General features: G+C 59.7%; 13 protein-coding genes and 3 pseudogenes. 6 read left to right on the forward strand and 10 right to left on the reverse strand.

The window, feature by feature from the left end; all coding sequences use genetic code 11:
- Positions 1 to 280: 280 nt before the first annotated feature.
- A pseudogene (locus VDQ28_RS15990) lies at positions 281 to 1,680 on the reverse strand (M20/M25/M40 family metallo-hydrolase).
- Positions 1,681 to 1,876: 196 nt separating this feature from the next.
- On the opposite strand from VDQ28_RS15990, the gene VDQ28_RS15995 reads away from it, so the two are divergent.
- From VDQ28_RS15995 to VDQ28_RS16020, 6 genes are all read left to right on the forward strand, one after another.
- Positions 1,877 to 2,464, forward strand: a complete 588-nt coding sequence (locus VDQ28_RS15995) for a 5-aminolevulic acid synthase (RefSeq protein WP_323036872.1) — start codon at positions 1,877 to 1,879, stop codon at positions 2,462 to 2,464.
- A gap of 145 nt (positions 2,465 to 2,609) precedes the next feature.
- Positions 2,610 to 3,833, forward strand: coding sequence for a 5-aminolevulinate synthase (gene hemA, locus VDQ28_RS16000; protein ID WP_323036873.1), 1,224 nt, complete (start codon positions 2,610 to 2,612; stop codon positions 3,831 to 3,833).
- A gap of 236 nt (positions 3,834 to 4,069) precedes the next feature.
- Positions 4,070 to 5,197, forward strand: coding sequence for a helix-turn-helix domain-containing protein (locus tag VDQ28_RS16005; protein ID WP_323036874.1), 1,128 nt, complete (start codon positions 4,070 to 4,072; stop codon positions 5,195 to 5,197).
- Positions 5,198 to 5,306: 109 nt separating this feature from the next.
- Positions 5,307 to 6,431 (forward strand): flavodoxin-dependent (E)-4-hydroxy-3-methylbut-2-enyl-diphosphate synthase, encoded by a 1,125-nt coding sequence (ispG, locus tag VDQ28_RS16010; RefSeq protein WP_323036875.1) that lies wholly within the window; start codon positions 5,307 to 5,309, stop codon positions 6,429 to 6,431.
- A 266-nt stretch (positions 6,432 to 6,697) separates the two neighbouring features.
- A complete protein-coding gene (locus VDQ28_RS16015) occupies positions 6,698 to 7,417 on the forward strand; it encodes a hypothetical protein (protein ID WP_323036876.1) in 720 nt (239 codons plus the stop codon).
- A 41-nt stretch (positions 7,418 to 7,458) separates the two neighbouring features.
- Positions 7,459 to 7,824: a FliG C-terminal domain-containing protein gene (locus VDQ28_RS16020; protein WP_323036877.1), complete on the forward strand. Its 366-nt coding sequence runs from the start codon at positions 7,459 to 7,461 to the stop codon at positions 7,822 to 7,824.
- 4 nt (positions 7,825 to 7,828) lie between these two features.
- Here VDQ28_RS16020 and hflX read toward each other — a convergent pair.
- From hflX to dusB, 9 genes and pseudogenes are all read right to left on the reverse strand, one after another.
- Positions 7,829 to 9,077, reverse strand: a pseudogene (hflX, locus tag VDQ28_RS16025) (GTPase HflX).
- 81 nt (positions 9,078 to 9,158) lie between these two features.
- Positions 9,159 to 9,392: an RNA chaperone Hfq gene (gene hfq / locus VDQ28_RS16030; RefSeq protein ID WP_323036878.1), complete on the reverse strand. Its 234-nt coding sequence runs from the start codon at positions 9,390 to 9,392 to the stop codon at positions 9,159 to 9,161.
- 181 nt (positions 9,393 to 9,573) lie between these two features.
- On the reverse strand, positions 9,574 to 11,067 hold the full coding sequence (locus VDQ28_RS16035) for a potassium transporter TrkG (protein ID WP_323036879.1): 1,494 nt from the start codon (positions 11,065 to 11,067) through the stop codon (positions 9,574 to 9,576).
- A gap of 7 nt (positions 11,068 to 11,074) precedes the next feature.
- The gene (trkA, locus tag VDQ28_RS16040) at positions 11,075 to 12,451 is read right to left on the reverse strand and encodes a Trk system potassium transporter TrkA (protein ID WP_323036880.1); all 1,377 of its coding nucleotides are present in this window, start codon (positions 12,449 to 12,451) and stop codon (positions 11,075 to 11,077) included.
- A 12-nt stretch (positions 12,452 to 12,463) separates the two neighbouring features.
- Positions 12,464 to 13,856: pseudogene (locus tag VDQ28_RS16045) on the reverse strand (sigma-54-dependent transcriptional regulator).
- Positions 13,853 to 16,057: a PAS domain-containing sensor histidine kinase gene (locus VDQ28_RS16050; RefSeq protein ID WP_323036881.1), complete on the reverse strand. Its 2,205-nt coding sequence runs from the start codon at positions 16,055 to 16,057 to the stop codon at positions 13,853 to 13,855. Before VDQ28_RS16050 ends, VDQ28_RS16045 begins: the two are co-directional and overlap by 4 nt.
- A 170-nt stretch (positions 16,058 to 16,227) precedes the next feature.
- Positions 16,228 to 17,619 (reverse strand): response regulator, encoded by a 1,392-nt coding sequence (locus VDQ28_RS16055; RefSeq protein ID WP_323036882.1) that lies wholly within the window; start codon positions 17,617 to 17,619, stop codon positions 16,228 to 16,230.
- Entirely contained in the window at positions 17,619 to 18,740 is a 1,122-nt protein-coding gene (locus tag VDQ28_RS16060; RefSeq protein WP_323036883.1) for a two-component system sensor histidine kinase NtrB, read from the reverse strand. The genes VDQ28_RS16055 and VDQ28_RS16060 overlap by 1 nt, the downstream gene beginning before the upstream one ends.
- 8 nt (positions 18,741 to 18,748) lie before the next feature.
- Entirely contained in the window at positions 18,749 to 19,738 is a 990-nt protein-coding gene (gene dusB, locus VDQ28_RS16065; RefSeq protein WP_323036884.1) for a tRNA dihydrouridine synthase DusB, read from the reverse strand.
- Between the last annotated feature and the right edge of the window lie 33 nt (positions 19,739 to 19,771).

The following is a 19,771-nucleotide window of genomic DNA, read 5'->3' on the forward strand; positions in this document are numbered from 1 at the left end:
TCCCGGAGCGGCGGTTTTGAATTGGTGTTGCGCGCGATAGCCACGGGGCTGCAAACGGTGCGTCCTTCAGCAAATCGGGTGCCTATGCTGTTGACCGGGATCGTCGGTTCGCCTGTAAGGGGCGCGTCCTGCCTGCCCCGTACAAGCGCCCACCCCTTTTGCAGCGCGCTGGCCTTCTACCCTTGGCCATCACCTTGGCACGGCCCGGTCTGGCGCTGGGGGCATCACTGATATTGGGCGGTGTGGGTCTGTGGATCATCCTGACCCTCGCCGTCTTTCGTCATGCGCCTTGAACGCGCGACAAGGCGTCCAGCACCCGGACCCAACTGCGAATCCCTTTGTGGAACGACTCAAGGTCGTATTTCTCATTGGGTGAATGGATCTGGTCGTCATCGCGGCCAAACCCGATCAGCAGCGAATCCATGCCGAGGATCGTCTGGAAATACCCGGCAATCGGGATCGAGCCACCGCAGCCGATAAACGCGGCCGGGCGTGGCCATTCGTCCGAAAGCGCCACGCGCGCCGCCTCGAACGCCGGGTGATCAATCGGCATGACCGTGGCGGGTGCACCCTCGGCATCGAAGAATTCGCATGTGCAATCTGCGGGCAGACGTGCGGCGACATGGGCTTTGAAGGATTTCAGAATGGCCGCAGGGTCTTGCGTGCCGACCAGTCGAAAGCTGATTTTTGCCGACGCTTTTGACGGCAGCACGGTCTTGAAGCCGGCCCCCGTGTAGCCGGATGTCATCCCGTTCACTTCACAGGTGGGCCGCGACCAGATCATCTCCAGCGCGCTGCGGCCTTGCTCGCCCGCAGGAACGCTCAGGTTGACGCCTTTCAGAAAACCTTCGGCATCAAAGCCCAGGCTCTCCCATTGTGCGCGTTGCGCGTTGCTCAGTTCTGGAACGCCGTCGTAAAACCCGTCCAGCGTGATACGGCCCGTGTCATCATGCAGGTCCGCGATGATCCGCGCCAGAACCCGCGCCGGATTGATCGCCGCCCCGCCATACATGCCCGAATGCAGGTCTTTGTCGGGGCCCGTGATCACCATTTCCAGTTTTGCCAAGCCGCGCAGCGCCGTGGTGATCGCCGGGGTTTGCGGGTCAAACATGCCGGTGTCACAAATCAGCGCCAGATCGGCCTTGAGCGCGTCGGCGTGTTCTTTCATGTAAGGCACCAAGGACGGCGAGCCGCTTTCCTCCTCGCCTTCAAAGAACATCGAGACGGTGATCGGCAGGGCGCCGTGGACCGCTTTCCATGCGCGACAGGCCTCGACAAAGGTCATCAACTGGCCCTTGTCATCCGCCGCGCCACGGCCCCGGATCACCTTGCCATCGGCGGTATCTTCGACAGCCGGGTCAAACGGGTCGCGCGCCCAAAGCGACAACGGATCCACGGGTTGCACATCATAATGGCCATAAAACAGCACATGCAGGCCGTCTTTCTCGTCGCCATGCGCCACGACCATCGGATGCCCGGTGGTCGGGTGTTTTTCGCCATAAAACCAAGATCGGACAGTTCCGACACCATCCAATCCGCCGTGCGGTCGCAATCGGCCTTGAAGGCCGGGTCGGTGGAAATCGACGGCAGCCGCAACAGGTCCAGCAAGCGCTCGAGCGACTGGTCCAGATGCGTGTCAACATGCGCGAGTACGGGGTCTATGGGGGAGGTCATGGTCATCGGATTTCCCTGTCTGAGTTACCGCAGCCTAGCCCTCTGACGCGCAAGAAGTCCAGTGGCCGGCGAGTTCTTGCCGATGACGTCACGGCCCGGGTTCAAATCAACCGAATGTGTGCGCTAAAGCCGCCGTTCTGGGGGCTGCAATCTGTGCGCAGACCCTGTAAAAGATTGCAGCATTTGCGTTCAGGAGTATCCCATGATCCGTCGTCCCATTCTTGCGTCTGCCTTGGTACTGTCCGTCATCGCCGTGCCGCTGGGCGCATTTGCTGATCCGGTAGACACCGATACCGCACGCAGCTTGCTGTTTCTCGATGAGCGCCCTGAGGTTGTGCGTTATGATACAACCGGGTTGACCGAGCAGGAGATCGCGACGCTGGTTCAGGTTGCGCAAACTCAGAAATATTATGCCGCTCTGGCCTTCGCTCCCGCCGACGGAATCATGGCAGAGCCGACGGTGATGTCGGCCAATTACCACTCCATCGAGGCGGCGCGCGACGCGGCTTTGTCGGGCTGCAATGAGCGCCGCAGTGGCGGTGCGTCTTGCGTCATCGCGATGGAGGTTCGCCCCCGGGGATGGGAGGCGCGCGCCCTGCAACTGAGCGCGGATGCCACGACGGGATTTGAGGATACCTATCGCCAGGAGCGGGGGGCGCGGGCGTTTGCGATCTCTGCAAGTTCGGGATTGTGGGGAATCGGTCTGGGGGTTAATGCCCAGGAGAATGCGATATCGGCGTGCCAAGGCGATACAAATGTTGCCGATTGTGCCATTGTCATCGTAGATTGAGCCTGAATCCGACAAAAAGGTGAGGGTGCAACACTTTTTTCAATTGATCCACGTCATGTTTCCATCGCATTCAAACATGCATAGATTACGCAGATAATCGACCACACCTTCGACCTCGTGCTCAGAGTTCGCCAAGGAGAGACCATTGACCTACGACTCCGCTCTCGACACCGCCCTGCAGCGCCTCCACGACGAAGGCCGCTATCGGACTTTTATTGATATCGAGCGCAAGAAGGGTCAGTTTCCCCATGCGGTCTGGCGTCGCCCGGACGGAACCGAAAAGGAAATCACCGTCTGGTGTGGCAATGACTATCTCGGCATGGGGCAGCACCCTGCGGTTTTGAGCGCGATGCATGAGGCCTTGGACGCGACCGGCGCGGGCTCTGGCGGTACGCGCAACATTTCCGGAACAACCGTCTATCACAAGCGCCTGGAAGCCGAGATTGCGGATCTGCATCAAAAAGAGGCCGCGTTGGTGTTCACCTCGGCCTATATTGCCAATGATGCGACACTCAGCACCCTGCCCCGGCTGTTCCCCGGCTTGATCATTTATTCCGACGCGCTGAACCACGCCTCGATGATTGAAGGCGTGCGCCGCAATGGCGGGCAGAAGCGCCTGTTCCGCCACAATGACGTTGATCATCTGCGGGAGCTTTTGGCGGCGGATGACCCCGAGACACCAAAGCTCATCGCGTTTGAATCCATCTACTCCATGGACGGCGATTTCGGCCCGATTGAAGCGATCTGCGATCTGGCGGATGAATTCAACGCCCTCACCTATATTGACGAGGTTCACGCCGTGGGCATGTACGGCCCGCGCGGCGCTGGCGTGGCAGAGCGTGACGGTCTGATGCATCGTCTCGACATCATCAACGGCACGATGGCCAAAGCCTATGGCGTGATGGGTGGTTACATTGCGGCAAGCGCAAAAATGGTTGATGCAATAAGGTCTTACGCGCCGGGCTTCATCTTCACGACGTCACTGGCGCCGGCGATCGCGGCGGGCTGTGCAGCGTCGATCAAGCATCTGAAAACCGATCAGGGCCTTCGCGACAAACAGCAGGAATACGCAAGCATTCTGAAAAACCGCCTCAAGGCGATGGGCCTGCCGATTATTGACTATGGCAGCCATATCGTGCCGGTGCATGTCGGCGATCCGGTGCATTGCAAGGCCATTTCGGACATGTTGCTGGAGCAATTCGGCATCTATGTACAGCCGATCAATTTCCCCACCGTGCCGCGCGGGACCGAGCGTTTGCGCTTTACCCCGTCACCGGTTCACGACCCCAAGGAAATTGACCGGGTCGTGCGCGCCATGGATCGGCTTTGGTCGCATTGTGCGCTAAATCGTGCCGAGATGTCCGCTTAGTAACGCCTTACACTTCAATTGTTTTTTACTTTCTGCTAAGATTTGGACAAGAGGTCGTTGTGGAGCGACTCGGTTGTGGATATCCCGCCGCAATCAGGTTTCCCCGCCAATCGGCCCGATTCGAGCGGTAACAAGCAGGGACAATGCGAATGATCTGGCGGAAGGAAGAGCCTCCGGTGCAGACAGAGGAAGGGCCTCGTGGGTTCGATGATTTCGAACTGAGGCTTGGAGATGTCTTGCGTGGAGAACGGGCGACCTTGGGCAAGTCCTTGCTGGACGTGCAACGGGAACTGCACATTCGTGCGGCGCATATCGCGGCAATCGAAAATGGCGACCTCGATATTTTTGAGACCCCAAGTTTTGTGGCGGGCTTCGTGCGCTCCTATTCGCGGTACCTGGGCATGGACCCGGAGTGGGTCTATGAGCGCTTTTGTCTGGAGCATGATTTTCAGGTCGCGCATGGCATGTCCGGAGCCGGCGGATCATCAACGCGCGCCGTAAAGTCGCAGCCTGCGTATGATCGCAGCAATCCGTTGCGCGGTGTCGGTCTCCTGCCTGATCCTGACCCTTTCTGGAAACGGATAGAACCGGGTGCCTTGGGGTCCGTTACCGTCTTGGTGGCGTTGATCGTTGGTCTTGGTTATGCAGGCTTCACCGTCCTCAAAGAGGTTCAACGCGTTCAGGTCGCGCCCGCCGATATGGTTCCGAACGTCGTGAGCGATTTCAATCCTCTCACCCCGAGCGCGACACGCGTGGCCTCTGGCATCGACACCGATCCATTGACCTCGGCGCAGGGTACCGGCTCGACCGATGCGCTGGGAACAGCCTCAAGATCCGGCGCCGAAGGCATTGTGCGGATCGCACGGCCGCAGGCTTTGGATACACCGGTCCTGATCCCGCGGGATGGTCCGATTGCGGCAATTGTCCCGGACGTCAGCGAGCCGATCACGCGTGTCGGCATTTCGACCGACGATGCCGTCGCGCAAGCGCTGGCCGGTGAAAGCAATGACGCCGCCCCTCAGGTTCTGGCCGCGGGTCCCGATACGGTTGAACTGCTTGCGGTCCGACCCTCGTGGCTGCGCGTGCGGGCGGCGGATGGCACGGTTATTTTCGAGCGCATCATGGACGCGGGTGAACGTTACACAATCCCGCAAACCGAAGAACCGCCAACCCTGCATTCGGGCAATTCCAGTTCGGTCTATTTCCTGATCAACGGTCAGGCCTATGGCCCGGCGGCCCCCGGCGCGCAGGTTGTGCGCAACGTGGCGCTGGATTCCACCGCGTTGCGGGAACAGTATCAGGTGGCGGACCTTGGCCGAGACGCGGATCTTGCGGTCCATGTGGCGCAGTTGCGCGATCAATAATCCTGAGGCCCGCGTCGCAGCGGGCCTTTTCATTTGCCCCCCTGCATTGTCACGCGCCGACCTCGGGCTTATGTCTGCAGTCTGACTTTGCTTTGCCTATGGTACCGAAATGACCCACAATCCGATCCGTCCTTGGCGCAATATCGAACGCCGTAAATCGCGCCAGATCATGGTGGGGTCGGTTCCGGTTGGGGGCGACGCGCCGATCTCGGTGCAAACCATGACCAACACCGATAGTTCCGACGTCAAGGCAACTCTGGCGCAGATCATTGCGGCGTATGACGTCGGCGCCGATATTGTGCGGGTATCGACGCCCGATAAGTCCTCAACTCAGGCCCTGCGCGAGATTGTGCGCGAAAGCCCGGTGCCGATTGTGGCAGACATCCATTTTCACTATAAACGGGCGATCGAAGCCGCCGAGGCCGGGGCCGCCTGTCTGCGGATCAATCCGGGCAACATCGGTTCGGCGTCGCGCGTCCGCGACGTGATCAAGGCAGCGCGGGATCACGGTTGTTCGATTCGCATCGGCGTGAACGCCGGATCGTTGGAAAAGCACCTGCTCGACAAATACGCCGAGCCCTGCCCCGCGGCGATGGTGGAATCCGGCCTCGATCATATCAAGCTGTTGCAGGATAACGATTTTCACGAGTTCAAGATCAGCGTCAAAGCCTCGGATGTGTTTCTGGCGGCCGCGGCCTATCAACAACTCGCCGAGGCCACCGATGCGCCAATCCACCTCGGCATCACCGAGGCTGGCGGGTTCGTCGCCGGCGCGGTGAAATCGGCGGTCGGCATGGGCAATCTGCTCTGGGCTGGAATCGGCGACACGATCCGTGTGTCACTATCGGCGGACCCGGTCGAAGAGGTCCGCGTGGGCTATGAAATCCTGAAATCCCTGGGGCTCAGGACGCGTGGCGTGCAGATCATCTCTTGCCCCTCCTGCGCAAGACAGGGTTTTGACGTGATCAAGACGGTCGAAACGCTTGAGGACCGTTTGTCGCACATCAAGACCCCGATGAGCCTGAGTATCATCGGCTGCGTGGTCAACGGCCCCGGTGAGGCGCTGATGACGGATATCGGTTTTACCGGCGGTGGTGCCGGATCCGGGATGATCTATTTGGCGGGCAAGCAAAGCCACAAGCAATCGAATGCCGAAATGGTCAATCATATCGTTGAATTGGTTGAGAAACGCGCGGCTGAGCTTGAGGCGGCGGCCGCGAAAGCCGATCCATAAGCCAAGTCTGTGACCCGAAAAAAAGAACGCCGCGAGAGGGAGGTCTCGCGGCGAAAAAGTACCAGACGCAGGGAGGTGCGCCCGGAAACGGGAGATGAAGATCAAGCGAATGGTAACTCCTGATCCATCCCCATCATCCCTAAAGGCGATATCTGGCTGACGCCTTGATTTGGATCAAACCCCCGCAACCCTGGGTTTTTTCCCGACGTTATCCGACAGTTAACCGCTATGGCGCATGATGGACTTCAGTTCAGTTGGATGGGTCCATGTCTACAGAAAACGCAACGGTTCCTGCCGTCTCCACGCCCGCGTCCTCGCTTCATGCAACGGTGGGCTCCAAGCCCGCGTCGCGCGTTGCCACCAGCCCTTCGGGGCGGCGCATCCAGGCGTTGAGCGGACGGCAGAAGGCGGCGATCATGGTGCGTCTGCTGCTGACGGAGGGGGCCGATCTCAAACTTTCCGATCTGCCAGAGGATGTTCAAACAGCCCTGACGGAGCAGATTGGCCAGATGCGGCTTGTCGATCGCGAGACGATGTCCTCGGTGATTTCAGAATTTGTCGAGACATTGGAACAGGTTGGCCTCAGTTTTCCGGGCGGTATCGACGGCGCGCTCAAGGTGCTCGATGGCCGATTGAGCCCTGGCGCGGCGGCCAAATTGCAACTGATGGCACGGTCACGGGATGGCGCGGATCCCTGGGCGCGGATCTTGTCAGCACCCGCGGACACTCTGATTGAGATCCTCGAACCCGAAAGCGCAGAGGTCGCGGCTGTTGTCCTCTCGAAGCTCCCCGTTGGTCGCGCGGCGGAGCTGTTGGGGAAGATGCCGGGTGAACGCGCGCGCCGCGTCGCCTATGCCGTTTCACTGACCGAAGGCATTGCGCCGACGATGGTTGCCCGCATCGGAAACTCACTCGCGCGCGAATTGGACGGGCGTCCACCCGGGCTTTCCCCGTCGCACCTGCGGCGCGGGTTGGCGCCATTCTGAATTCGGCCGCCGCGCCGGTACGACAGGCCCTGTTGGAGGGCTTGAGCGCACAAGATGAGAGCTTCGCCGACGGGGTCCGCAAGGCCATCTTCACTTTCGCCCATATCCATGAGCGCCTGAACCCGCGCGACGTTCCCAAGGTGCTGCGGGAGGTGCCACAAAACGATTTGGTGACGGCACTCGCGGCGGCGCTGCCAGTTCCTGACAGCGATGAAGGGCGCTCAGCGGAGTTTCTCTTGGCCAATATGTCGCAGCGCATGGCCGCAACCCTGCGCGATGAGGTTGAAACCCGTGGCAAGGTCAAGATGAAAGACGCCGAATCAGCGATGGCCGCTGTCGTCGCATCATTGCGTGATCTGGTGGATGCGGGCGAAATCTCGTTGGTAACCGACGATGACGAGGAATGATGGATCAATCCGGGCCAATCAACAGCGCCTCGAATTGGCGTCGCTGTCGCGGGGACCACGAAACATCGAGCAAAGTTCCATCGTCCGTGGGGCTTTCCGAGCGCACGATGCCTTCCTCATAGGCCCAGGCCCGCGCCCGCCCTTGCTCATGTCCGATTTCGACGACATCTTGTGAACGGCTTTCGCCCAAGGCGGTGCTTATGGCCTCGACCAACGCCTCGAGGCCCTGCCCGGTCAGAGCAGAGACCGCAACAACCGAATCCCGGCGCGCGGCAACGGTTCGCCGCGGTTCATCCTCAGGCAGCAGGTCAATCTTGTTCCAGACCTCCAGTTGCGGCACGCCCTCACGAACGCCCAGATCGGCCAGAATCGAAGTCCACATCCTGCGATTGCGCTTCGGTTTCAGGATGCGCGATATCACGGACATGCAGGATCAGATCGGCCTCGAGCACCTCCTCCAGGGTTGCCCGAAACGCCGCGATCAACTGAGTGGGCAGATCCGAGATGAACCCAACCGTATCCGACAAGATGACCTGCAAACCACCCGGCAAGGCAATCGCGCGCATGGTGGGATCCAACGTGGCAAAAAGCATGTCTTTTGCCATCACATCTGCGCCGGTCAACAGATTGAAAAGTGTCGATTTTCCGGCGTTGGTATAGCCAACGAGCGCGACCACCGGATAGGGGATCCGCCGCCGGGCCTCTCGATGCAACTCGCGGGTTCGCGCCACTTTTTCGAGTTGGCGCTTGAGCCGGACGACCTGCAAATCGATCGCACGGCGATCCGCCTCGATCTGCGTTTCCCCGGGTCCGCCGACAAACCCCAAACCGCCACGTTGACGCTCCAGGTGGGTCCAGGCCCGTACCAGCCGTGTTCGCTGATAGGTCAAGGCTGCCAGTTCGACCTGCAAGACGCCCTCGCGCGTGCGAGCCCGATCCGCGAAAATCTCGAGGATGAGACCCGTGCGATCCAGCAGTTTGACACCCCACTCCTTTTCAAGATTTCGCTGCTGAACGGGGGAAACCGGACCGTCGATCAAGACCAGATTGATCTCATCGCGCTCGATTCTCTGTTTGATCTCGGCAACTTTACCAGACCCGAACAACATGCCGGGTTGCGCACGCGGCAATCTGACAACCTGTGCGTCAACCACATCGATCCCCGGCAGCGCTTCTGCCAGTGACAAGGCTTCTGCCAACGCAGAGTCCGCCGCCCTGAGGTGATCCGAGCCGCGTATGTCGGGATGCAGCACCAAGGCACGCTGGCGCTTGTTACCGCCGGCATTGCTCGTTTCCTTGATGTCAGAGGTCACGACCGACCGCCTGTGGCGCGTTTATTCTTCACCATTATACAGTGAGATGGGTTGGCCCGGCATGATCGTGGAAATCGCATGTTTATAGACAAGTTGGCTTTGCCCTTCACGGCGCAACAAGACGCAGAAGTTATCAAACCAGGTGATAACCCCCAGCAATTTGACCCCGTTGATCAAAAAAATCGTCACCGGAACCTTGTTCTTGCGAACATGGTTCAAAAACGCATCCTGCAAATTCTGTTTTTCAACGGCCATTATATTTACCTTTTTTTATTGGCCTACGCCGCAAAATGCCTGCGAAGACCCCTCCCGTTTGCGCGAGTATGAAGGCAGCACAAACAAGTTTCTAGACCAAAATAGCGCCGAATCAGCGCTCTAACAGGCTTTTCCACACGACGAAGGTCCCGGCGCACACTGTGACCATCCACCGCAGCAATCATTTGCGCTGCACACGCCCCAGAATCAACGCCAAAAACACAAGGATTTCCAGCCGACCCAGAATCATTGCCAATGCCAGAACCGTGCGTGCAGGATCGTTCAAAAGGACCCAGTACAGCGGTGCATCGCCGGCAACCGCTGCCAAGGGGCCTGTGTTCGACATCGACGCCACGGTGAAAATCAGTCCCGTTTCAAGGCTCATACCGGTCAAGAGCAACAAGGCGACGACGGCAACGGACACAAGAACGAACACCATGGCAAAGAGCCACGCCGAACGCGCACCAGTGGTCGCGAGGAAGCGGTCATATTCACTGCCGCCCGTGACAATTGACGGATAAATCATGCGTTCCGCCTCAGCCCGTCCAAGACGCATCAGGGAATATATGCGCAACAGTTTGACGCCGCCTGCCGTGGTGGCCACGCCCCCTCCCAACAACGCCAGCCCCATCAACACCAAGCCCGGCGGGGTCAGCCCTGACCAGACTCGACTGGCAATCCAGTCCTGGCTGACGAAACCGGTTGTGGTCAAGAAAGACAGGCTGGTGAAGGCAGTACCCCACGCCGCGCGCCCCATGGCCGGCAAATTCTCGCCTTCACGAATTTCAAATGCCCCGGCCCAATGACGCGCCAAAACGAACAGGGACACCAGCGCAATGATGGTCGCGGCTGTGCGCAACTCCGGATCTTGACGCAACGCCATTCGGCGACCGCCGTGTCCGGGCAAAAACCGGCGGCTCAAAGCGATGGCGAGAAAGGCAAAGATCAAGATCTCGGCACCGAGTCCGATGCCGCCCAAAATTTCACGCGGCAAAATTCCAGACGTCGAGAGCGTCGCCATTGACTGCATCAACGCGTCAAAACCGGGCACCCCCATCATCGTCAGCAGCACCCAAAGTGCCATTGTGAGACCGGCAAACGCGGGCAGGACTATGGCGGCATGGGACTGCAAACGCGCGCCGGGCGACAAGGTCACCACCCCGGCACTTGTGCCAGATCCCAAATTGCGGCGAATCAGTTCATAGCCACCAAGCCTCAGGGGTGCCAGCAAGGCGGTTGCTGCAGAAAGAATGAACAAGCCACCCATCCAGCCCGCCATGCCGCGCCAAAGATGCACCGCTGCGGGCACCCGGCGCGGCAAGTCGATCAAGGTCGCACCGGTTGTGGTGAAGCTCGAAATCATTTCGAACCACGCATCCACAAAACGGAACTGAGGCAAGCTCTCGGCGACGGGTATTGCCATCACGGCGGGGATCAACAGGTAAATGGCCGTCAGCAGTGGAAAAAGCCCGTCGCTGCGGCTGTGTTTGCGTTCTTGTCCGGTCATGGCAAGCGCCAGAAACACCGCAAACAAAGTGCATGCCAAGCCCGAATAGAGGAAATCCCGACCGACGGGCGATTGCCCATCGGCAAACGCCTTGGCCGACGGCACCAGCATCAAGAGTCCCGTCGCGCCGATCATTGTGACCAGCAAAGGAACCTTTGCGAGCCGCACCTGCATCTCAGAAATACTCCACCGCGACCTGCAGCAAACGCTCGATCTCGGGCACATCATTGCTCAAGGCAAAGATCACCAATAGGTCACCGACTTCGAGTTCGGTGCTGCCAATCGGCTTCACGAAGACGCCTCGTTTTCGGACCGCCCCCACCAGTGCGCCCTCTGGAAAGCCGATATTTCCGATGGCGCGCCCGGCGAGCGGCGAGGTGGAGAGGACTTGCGCCTCGATGACCTCGGCCTCGCCATCGCCGACTGTGTAAATCGACCGAACGCGACCGTGGCGAACATGCCGCAAAATCGAGCTGACCGTGGTGGCGCGCGGGTTGATGTGCGCGTCAATCCCCAACGGGTCGAGGAGCGGCACCAAAGACGGATCGTTGACCAGTGCGATTGCCAATTTGCAGCCCATGGCCTTGCTGCGAACCGATGTCAAAAGGTTGGTCTTGTCATCGTCCGTCACGGCCAACACCGCATCGGCACTGTCGATCCCGGCTTCGATCAACAACTCGCTGTCCATCCCGTCGCCGTGCAAGACAATCGTGCGCTCCAACAGGTCGGCGGCTTCCTCGGCCTTGGCACGGTCGCGTTCGATGACCTTCACGCGGATGCGGTCGGGGTGGTTTTCGAGTTCCCGCGCGACGGCAAGGCCCACATTTCCCGCGCCAATGATGACGATTCTTTCTTGTTTTGCCAAGGGTTTACCAAAAATCGCCAGCGTTCGGCCAAGATCACTGCTTTCCGAGACGACATAGATCTGGTCGCCCTCGAACAACTGGTCACCGGGCTCGGGCGCAAACATCTTTCCCGCCCGCCGGACACCGACAACGATTGCCCGCAGACTTGAAAACAACTCGGTCAATTGGCGCAGGGGTGTGTTCAGCACCGGGCAATCCGCGTCGAGCGAAATCCCGGCCAGCCGCGCTGTGCCATCCAGAAAATCCTGGACGTCGAAGGTGGAGGGCGCGGCGATCCGGCGCAACGCGGCGCGCGACACTTCCTGCTCGGGGTTGATGACCACGTCAATCGGCAAATGCTCGCGGCCGAAAAGCTCCGAGAATTGCGGCGCCAGATAAGATTGTGCGCGCAAACGGGCAATCTTTCGGGTGACGCCAAATACCGAGTGCGCGACCTGACAGGTAACCATGTTTACCTCGTCCGAATGCGTCGCGGCAATCAGCATATCGGCTTCGCGCGCGCCTGCCTGTGCCAACACATCGGGATGCGAGGCAAAGCCGACGACGCCTTGAACCTCCAAGGTATCCGTCGCGCGGCGCACGAGCGCTGGGTTGTTGTCGACAATGGACACATCATTGGCTTCGCCCGACAGTTGCCGCGCAATTTGCCAACCGACCTGACCGGCACCACAAATGATGACTTTCATAGCGTTACACCCTTATTCGTCATCCCAATTCCCGCGCCCCCCCGACAATGCCGCCGTGTTCACACCCAAGGATTTGAGTTTGCGATGCAGCGCAGAGCGTTCCATACCGACAAATGCGGCAGTACGCGAGATATTCCCGCCAAAGCGGTTGATCTGGGTCAGAAGATACTCACGTTCAAACAACTCGCGCGCCTCTCGCAGTGGCAAGGTCGCAAGACCACCCGCCAGGACGACGCGCCCCTCTTCCTCCTCGCCCGCGGGTGAGGACATCAATTCTCGCGCTTCGATGGGGCCCTGACCATCGCCAAGGATCAACGCGCGCTCGATGACGTTTTTCAGCTGCCGAATGTTTCCGGGCCAATTCATCGATTGCAATTGCGCCTCGGCTTCCGTGGAGATCTCGCGTTTTGCCAAGCCCTGAGTCTGGTGCAGAAGCTCGATGAAATGACCGGCCAGAAGTGGAATATCATCACGGCGTTCGGCCAGGGATGGCACCGCGATTGGCACCACATTGAGCCGGTCGTAAAGCTCTTGGCGGAAATTCCCGGCGAAATTTCGGCCCGCAGATCGCGCGTCGTCGAGGAAATGACCCGCAGATCGACCTTGACCTTTTCCGACCCATCAACCCGCATGAAGGTCTGATCGACCAGCACACGCAGGATCTTGGATTGCGTGCCAAGCGGCATATCGGCGACCTCGTCAAGATAGAGGATACCGCCATGCGCTTGCTCCAGAAGCCCTGGAATCACGCCCCGCGTGCCTCCCTCCTGGCCAAACAGTACAAGTTCCATTTTTTCGGGCTCGATCGCCGCGCAAGACACCGTGACGAAGGCAGCGCTTGCACGGTTGGATTGGGCGTGAATAAACCGCGCGGCAACCTCCTTGCCGCTGCCCGAAGGCCCGGTCAGCATCACCCGGCCATTCGAGCGCGTCACCTTGCCCAAATTGCTGCGCAGGACTTTCATGACCTGACTCTGGCCGATCATATCCGCTGGGCCGGATCGCGCTTGCGCAATTTCGTGTTCTCGCGGCGCAGCCTCGAGGTTTCCATCGCGCGCCCGATTACGACCAGCAACTGGTCGATATTAAAGGGCTTTTCGATAAAGTCATAAGCGCCCTTCTTGATCGCCGCGACTGCGATTTCAATATTGCCGTGGCCTGAAATGATGACAACCGGCACTTCTGGGTACTCGCGTTTGACGGCCATCAGAATGCCAATTCCGTCCATCTGGCTGTCCTTGAGCCAAAGGTCGAGGATCATCAACATGGGCGGTTCAGCCTCGACGGCGGCCATGGCTTCGTCTGAGTTCTGTGCCAGGCGGGTCGAATACCCCTCGTCTCGCAATATCTCGGAAATCAACTCTCGAATGTCGCGCTCATCGTCGACGATCAGGATATCACTCATACCTGCTGCCCATTCTCGTTGCGGCCATTGCGCATCGTGCGCAAAATCGGAAGCCGAATTTCAGCCATCGCGCCAGTATGCACGCAGCCCTCCATGATTGGGGCGTCACGCAACTCCAGCGTGCCACCGTGCTCTTCAATGATCTTCTTGACGATCGGCAAGCCCAAGCCCGTGCCTTTTTCTCGCGTCGTAACGTAGGGCTCAAACAGGCGGGCGCGATCCTCGGGCAGGCCCAACCCATTGTCGGCAATGGTAATCGCCGCACGCGTGCTATCCACCGACATCCGGACCACAATACGCGGGACATAGCCTTCGGGCGCGCGACCGGCCTCGATCAACCCTTCGGTCGCCTCACCCGCATTCTTGAGCAAATTGGTCACCGCCTGCATGATCATCGTCGAATCGATTTCCAGAGACACGGGATCCTCAGGCAGGTGCGCGGTGAACGTGACCAACTCTTGCCCGGCTTCTTGCAACGTCAGCGCGTCGCGCAGCAATTGCACCAGATCCGTGGGTCTGCGATCCGGTTCCGGCATACGGGCAAACCGTGAAAACTCATCAACAATGCGCCGCAAGTCGTTGGTTTGCCTAACAATAACATCCGTCAAAGAGGTGAGGGATTCGGCGTCTTCCGATGGCAACAGGCGGCCAAACTTGCGTTTGATACGATCCGCAGAGAGCTGGATCGGCGTCAGTGGGTTCTTGATCTCATGGGCAATCCGGCGCGCAACATCGCCCCACGCCGCCATCCGCTGTGCGGAAACCAGATCGGTGACGTCGTCAAAAGCAATCACATAGCCTTCCAGATCGCCCGCTGCCGTTCGACGTTCGGCCACCCGAACCAGCAAGCTTTCCAAGCGACCCGCCCGGCTCAGCCGCACTTCGTCTTGAACACGGCCCCCGAACATGCTGCCCTCGCCCTGCTGCAAGCGACGCAACAGCGGTTCGAACTCGGGCACGACGGCGGCCAACGATTGATGCGCAACACCGACAGAATCGATCTTGGTCAGGGATTCCGCGGCACGATTGACAAACGCAACCCGGCCTTCGCCGTCCAACCCGATGACGCCCGCCGTCACAGACCCCAGAACGGAATCAAACAGGCGGCGGCGTTCCTCGATCTGCCGTGTATTGCTCAACAAGGCATCACGCTGACCCTTGAGCTGGCGGGTCATCTGATTGAACACCCGTCCCATGGTCGCGATTTCGTCATCGCCGCGCTCTTCAATGATCTGCACGTCCAGATCGCCCTCGCCGACACGCTCAGCGGCCTCGGCAAGACGCCCGACGGGCCGAGAAAGGCCTTCGGCAAACCACATGCCCAGCCAGATTGCCGCCAGTATCAGAATGATCGCAAAGGCGAGGTACAGAAGGCCGAAATTGAACAGCACGCGGCCCCGTTCGGATTCCAACTGGTTGTAAAGCTGGATGGTTTGCTGCGTGTCGTCGAGCAATCGCAAGATCTCGCCGTCGACTGCGCGTGCAACATACAGCAATCGGTCAGAATACCCATCCAACGGCACCAGCGCGCGAAATTCGCTGTTGGGCCAATCCTTGATCAAGATCAGGTCACCCTGCGCGGCTTGCGCAAGATCTTCGGGCGTTGGCTGAACAAAATCAAATAGATACGAGCGATCGCCCCGCGCGCGGAGCCCGCCCGTGGTGTCGATGACAAACGCCACGCGAAGCCCCCGTTGGATCCCCAATTGGGCCTGGCTCAAAATCTGCCGTATCTCGCCCTCGGATATCATGGGGTTCATCGCGCGCGCGCGCTCCAACACACCGGCGACGGCCTCGCCATCTGCAATCAGGCTGCGTTCTTGTTCATCCTGATAAGCCTCGGCAGCCGCGAGTGAGGTTCCAACCACATTGCGGACCCGCTCCGAAAACCACCCTTCAAGTCCGATATTGATGGTTATGACCGCGAAGACAGCAACGGTGATCGCAGGCACCAGCGCGATGAACGCGAACAGCGCGGACAGCCGCAAATGCAGCCGCGACCCGGCCGAACGTGAACGCCTTGCCGCAATCATCCGCGCAATGCGACCCAACACCAACGCGGCGACGACCAGGATATAGACCAGGTCGGCCAGCAAAACGAGCCGCAACGACGGGAGGTTTGGCGAAATGGCGAAAGGTCCCAAGACACCGACGGTCGCCAGAACCAGGATCGGTGCCAGAACGACGAGGACGATGGTCATCACCGCCTGAATCCTGCGGCGCATAGGGTCACGCCGCGCAAGACCGCTTGTGTCGGATAACGCAGGGTCAGGGCTCAGGGACATGTTCATGGATCAATGACGGACAACACGCGCGAGGGAAACAATCAAACCGGATAGGTGCGGCAATTTCGCCACGTCCTGTTGCCTAACTACATCAACTTGCGCCTCCGTGTCACGCGAATATCCAGCTCATTTGTTTTCTTGCGCAACGTATTCCGGTTGATCCCCAGCAGATCAGCACAACGCGCCTGATTGCCTCCGGTGTATTCCAGCGCAATATCAATCAGCGGCGCTTCGACCTCGCGCATGACCCGCTGATAGACGCCAGGCTGCGGCAAATCGGCGCCGTGCAACTCAAAATATCGCCGAACATGCTGCGCGACGGACTCGGCCAGAGTCCCGGTTTCGGCAACCCTGCCCCGTTGCGGAATCGTCGCATGCGGATCCAACGCCTGCTCGAGTTCTGCGCGGCCGATCTCACTGTCTTGCCCGGTGATCACCAATCGTCGAAGGACGTTTTCAAGCTGCCGAACATTACCCGGCCACGGAAATTGACGCGCGGTTTCCGCAGCTTGCGCCGAAAGCTTGCGGAGCGGACCCCCATCGCGCGCGGCGCGCGTCAAGACGTGATCGGCGAGCAATGCGATATCGTCGATCCGCTCTCGCAAAGGCGGCACATGCAGCGTAACCCCGGAAAGGCGGTAATACAAATCCTGGCGAAATGCGCCGGATGCCAAGGCGGTCATCAACGTATCGTCGGCAATCGCGATGATCCTTGGGCCCCCGTCTGGCACAGAATCCACGAGTCGGGCAAAGCGGGCTTGCGCCGCGCTATCAAGATCGCCGAGCCCATCAAGGATCAGAGAGCCGCCGCGCGTGCGCGCCAAGACCAACTCACCGCCCGAGTGCAGCGGATCGCCCAAGAAGTCCTGCGCCGTGCTCACCAGAAATGGCTGGGATGTTCGCTCAGAAAAATCGTGCAACGCCTTGGCAATCAGCGACTTTCCAGTTCCGGACTCACCAATGATCAAAACCGGCAGCGCAGAGTTCATGACCCGCGCGACAAGTCGATACAGATCCTGCATGGCGGGTGTACGCCCGACAAGCGGCAGGTCTTCGACGGGTGCCACCATATCGGACGCCGCGCCTTTCGCCGTGGCAGGCCGTGGCGATTGAGGGCGTTTCGCCATGGCCTTTGCCGCGCGCGACAACAAGTCCGGCAGATCAAAGGGCTTGGGCAAATAATCCCAAGCGTCGGCCTCGGTTGCTTGGATTGCTGTCATTATCGTGTTTTGCGCCGACATGACAATCACCGGAAGATCACCGCGCAACTTTTTGATTTTTATAAGATTTTTAATGCCATTCCCGTCCGGCATCATGACATCCGTGATCACCAGATCGCCTTTGCCTTCCTCGACCCATCGCATCAACATGGTCAAGCTTGCCGTGGCATGGACACGGCATCCCGCCCGCGTGAACGCTTGCGTCAAGACTGTGCGAATTGTGCGATCGTCGTCTGCAATCAATACGGTTCCATCCATCAGCGTCGTTCCTTTGGCGTGGCGGCATTGTCACGGGCTTTTGCAGGCTTGACTGGCGCAATCGGCAAGGAAACCCTGAAAACCGTGTGTCCGGGTCGGGATGCAACGTCGATCCATCCCTCATGGGCCGCGACAATTTTCGAGACCAGCGCAAGACCAAGCCCGGTTCCATTTTCTCGCCCGGAAACAAAGGGTTCAAACACGTTGTCAGCGATTTCAAGGGGCACGCCGGGGCCGTCGTCGATGATCTCGATGTGGAGCGGCAACAAAACACGGCGATCATCGAGCCCCTGCACCTGAAGGCCGCGCTCAAAATAGGTCCGGATCGCGATTTTGCCGCCCGATGGTTGCACTTGAGAGGCATTTTTCAGAAGATTCAGAATGACTTGCAAGAGCTGATCGGGATCTGCCAGGGCATTGGGCAAGGACGGGTCATAGTCATCCTCGAAGCGCATATGCGCGGCAAAACCGACCGAGGCCAAGCGGCGTGCTCGCTCCAACACGTCGTGAATATTGGTGGCGCGGCGATCCGGTGGGCGCTGATCGCCAAATTGTTCGACTTGATCCAGAAGCGTCACGATCCGGCGGGTCTCGGCCACGATCAAATCCGTCAGCTCTCGGTCGTCGGGATTGAGTCCCATCGCCAACAGTTGCGCCGCCCCCGAAATCCCGGCCAGTGGGTTCTTGATTTCATGCGCCAACATTTCCGCCATGCCGATTGCGGATTTGGATGCGGCATTGATTGCCCGGGCGCGCCCCAGGCGACCCGCGACATCACGCGGCGCAACAAGCAGCAGCAAACCGTCCTCTGTATCATGCATCGGCGCAAGCTGAAGGTTGCACAGGACCGGTGCGCGGTTACCAGTCCGAACCTCGGCGTCATTGATGAAAATGGCCGCTCGATTGGTCCGGGCACGCTGCACGGCCTTGGCCATCGGCGCGTCGATCCTGAGGTGTTCAAAGGCAAGCGACCTTTTCAAATGCGCGGCGGACATGGACATGAACAATTCCGCGGCGGGATTGCACTCCACGATGATCTCATCGCCGTCACGAGGCACGATCACGAATGCTGGAATTGGCAGTGCGGCCCAAATCGCATCGGACGCTGGCGGTCCAGACATTTGTGCGCTCATGCGGCTTCCTTTTGTCTGGTCAGCGCATCCGGCAAGATTGCGAGAACGGTCGCGGGGTCTTTTTCGCGCATCAATCTGGATCTCAAGGCGACCGACCCTCCGGCGGCATCAACATACCAGCCCAGATGTTTGCGCGCGATTCTGACACCCAAGTCTTTGCCATAGAACGATAAAATGCTCTCGTAGTGGTCGCAGACCTGATCAGCAAGCGCCGCACCATGGGGAATTTCTGGCGGCGTCAGGCCATACAACTCGGCCGCGATTTCGGCTAAAGCCCAAGGACGCCCCTGCGCACCGCGCCCGATCATCACACCCGCGGCGTTGGACTGCGCCAGCGCGCGACGAGCGGTTTTCGCATCTCGGATATCGCCATTCGCGATGACCGGCACGGATACCGCATCGACGACGCTCCGGATCGCGTGCCAGTCTGCCTGCCCGGTATAAAACTGTGACCGCGTGCGTCCATGAACCGTGAACATCGCGATCCCGGCCGCTTCAGCCCGTTGCGCAAGGAGCGGGGCGTTGAGGCAGTCAAAATCCCACCCCAGGCGCATTTTCAACGTGACCGGCACGCGAACCGCATTGATGACCGCGTCGATGAGCGTCAGGGCGAGATCCAAATCACGCATCAAGGCAGAGCCGGACAACCCGCCGACCACCTTCTTCGCCGGGCAACCCATGTTGATGTCGATCACCGGTGCGCCCTGCCCTTCGGCGATTCTGGCCGCCTCGGCCATAGACCCGGCCTCACGCCCGGCGATCTGCACCGATGTCGGAACCCCGTCGCCAATTTCAGCGCGCGCACGACTGGCGGCCCGCCGCGATGGCCGTGCGGTAACCATTTCTCCGGATGAGATCATCTCGCTGACAACCATCCCGGCCCCAAACCGCGCCACAGCCTGACGGAACGGCAGATCGGTGATGCCTGACATGGGGGCCAAGATCACTGGAGACGTCAGGGTAATGGGGAATTTATCGGTCGTCATAAAGCCTTGTCCAGCGTCGCGCGCGCAGATCAG

It is taken from the genome of Pararhodobacter sp., from assembly GCF_034676545.1.
In the GTDB taxonomy this organism is placed as follows: Bacteria; Pseudomonadota; Alphaproteobacteria; order Rhodobacterales; family Rhodobacteraceae; genus Pararhodobacter.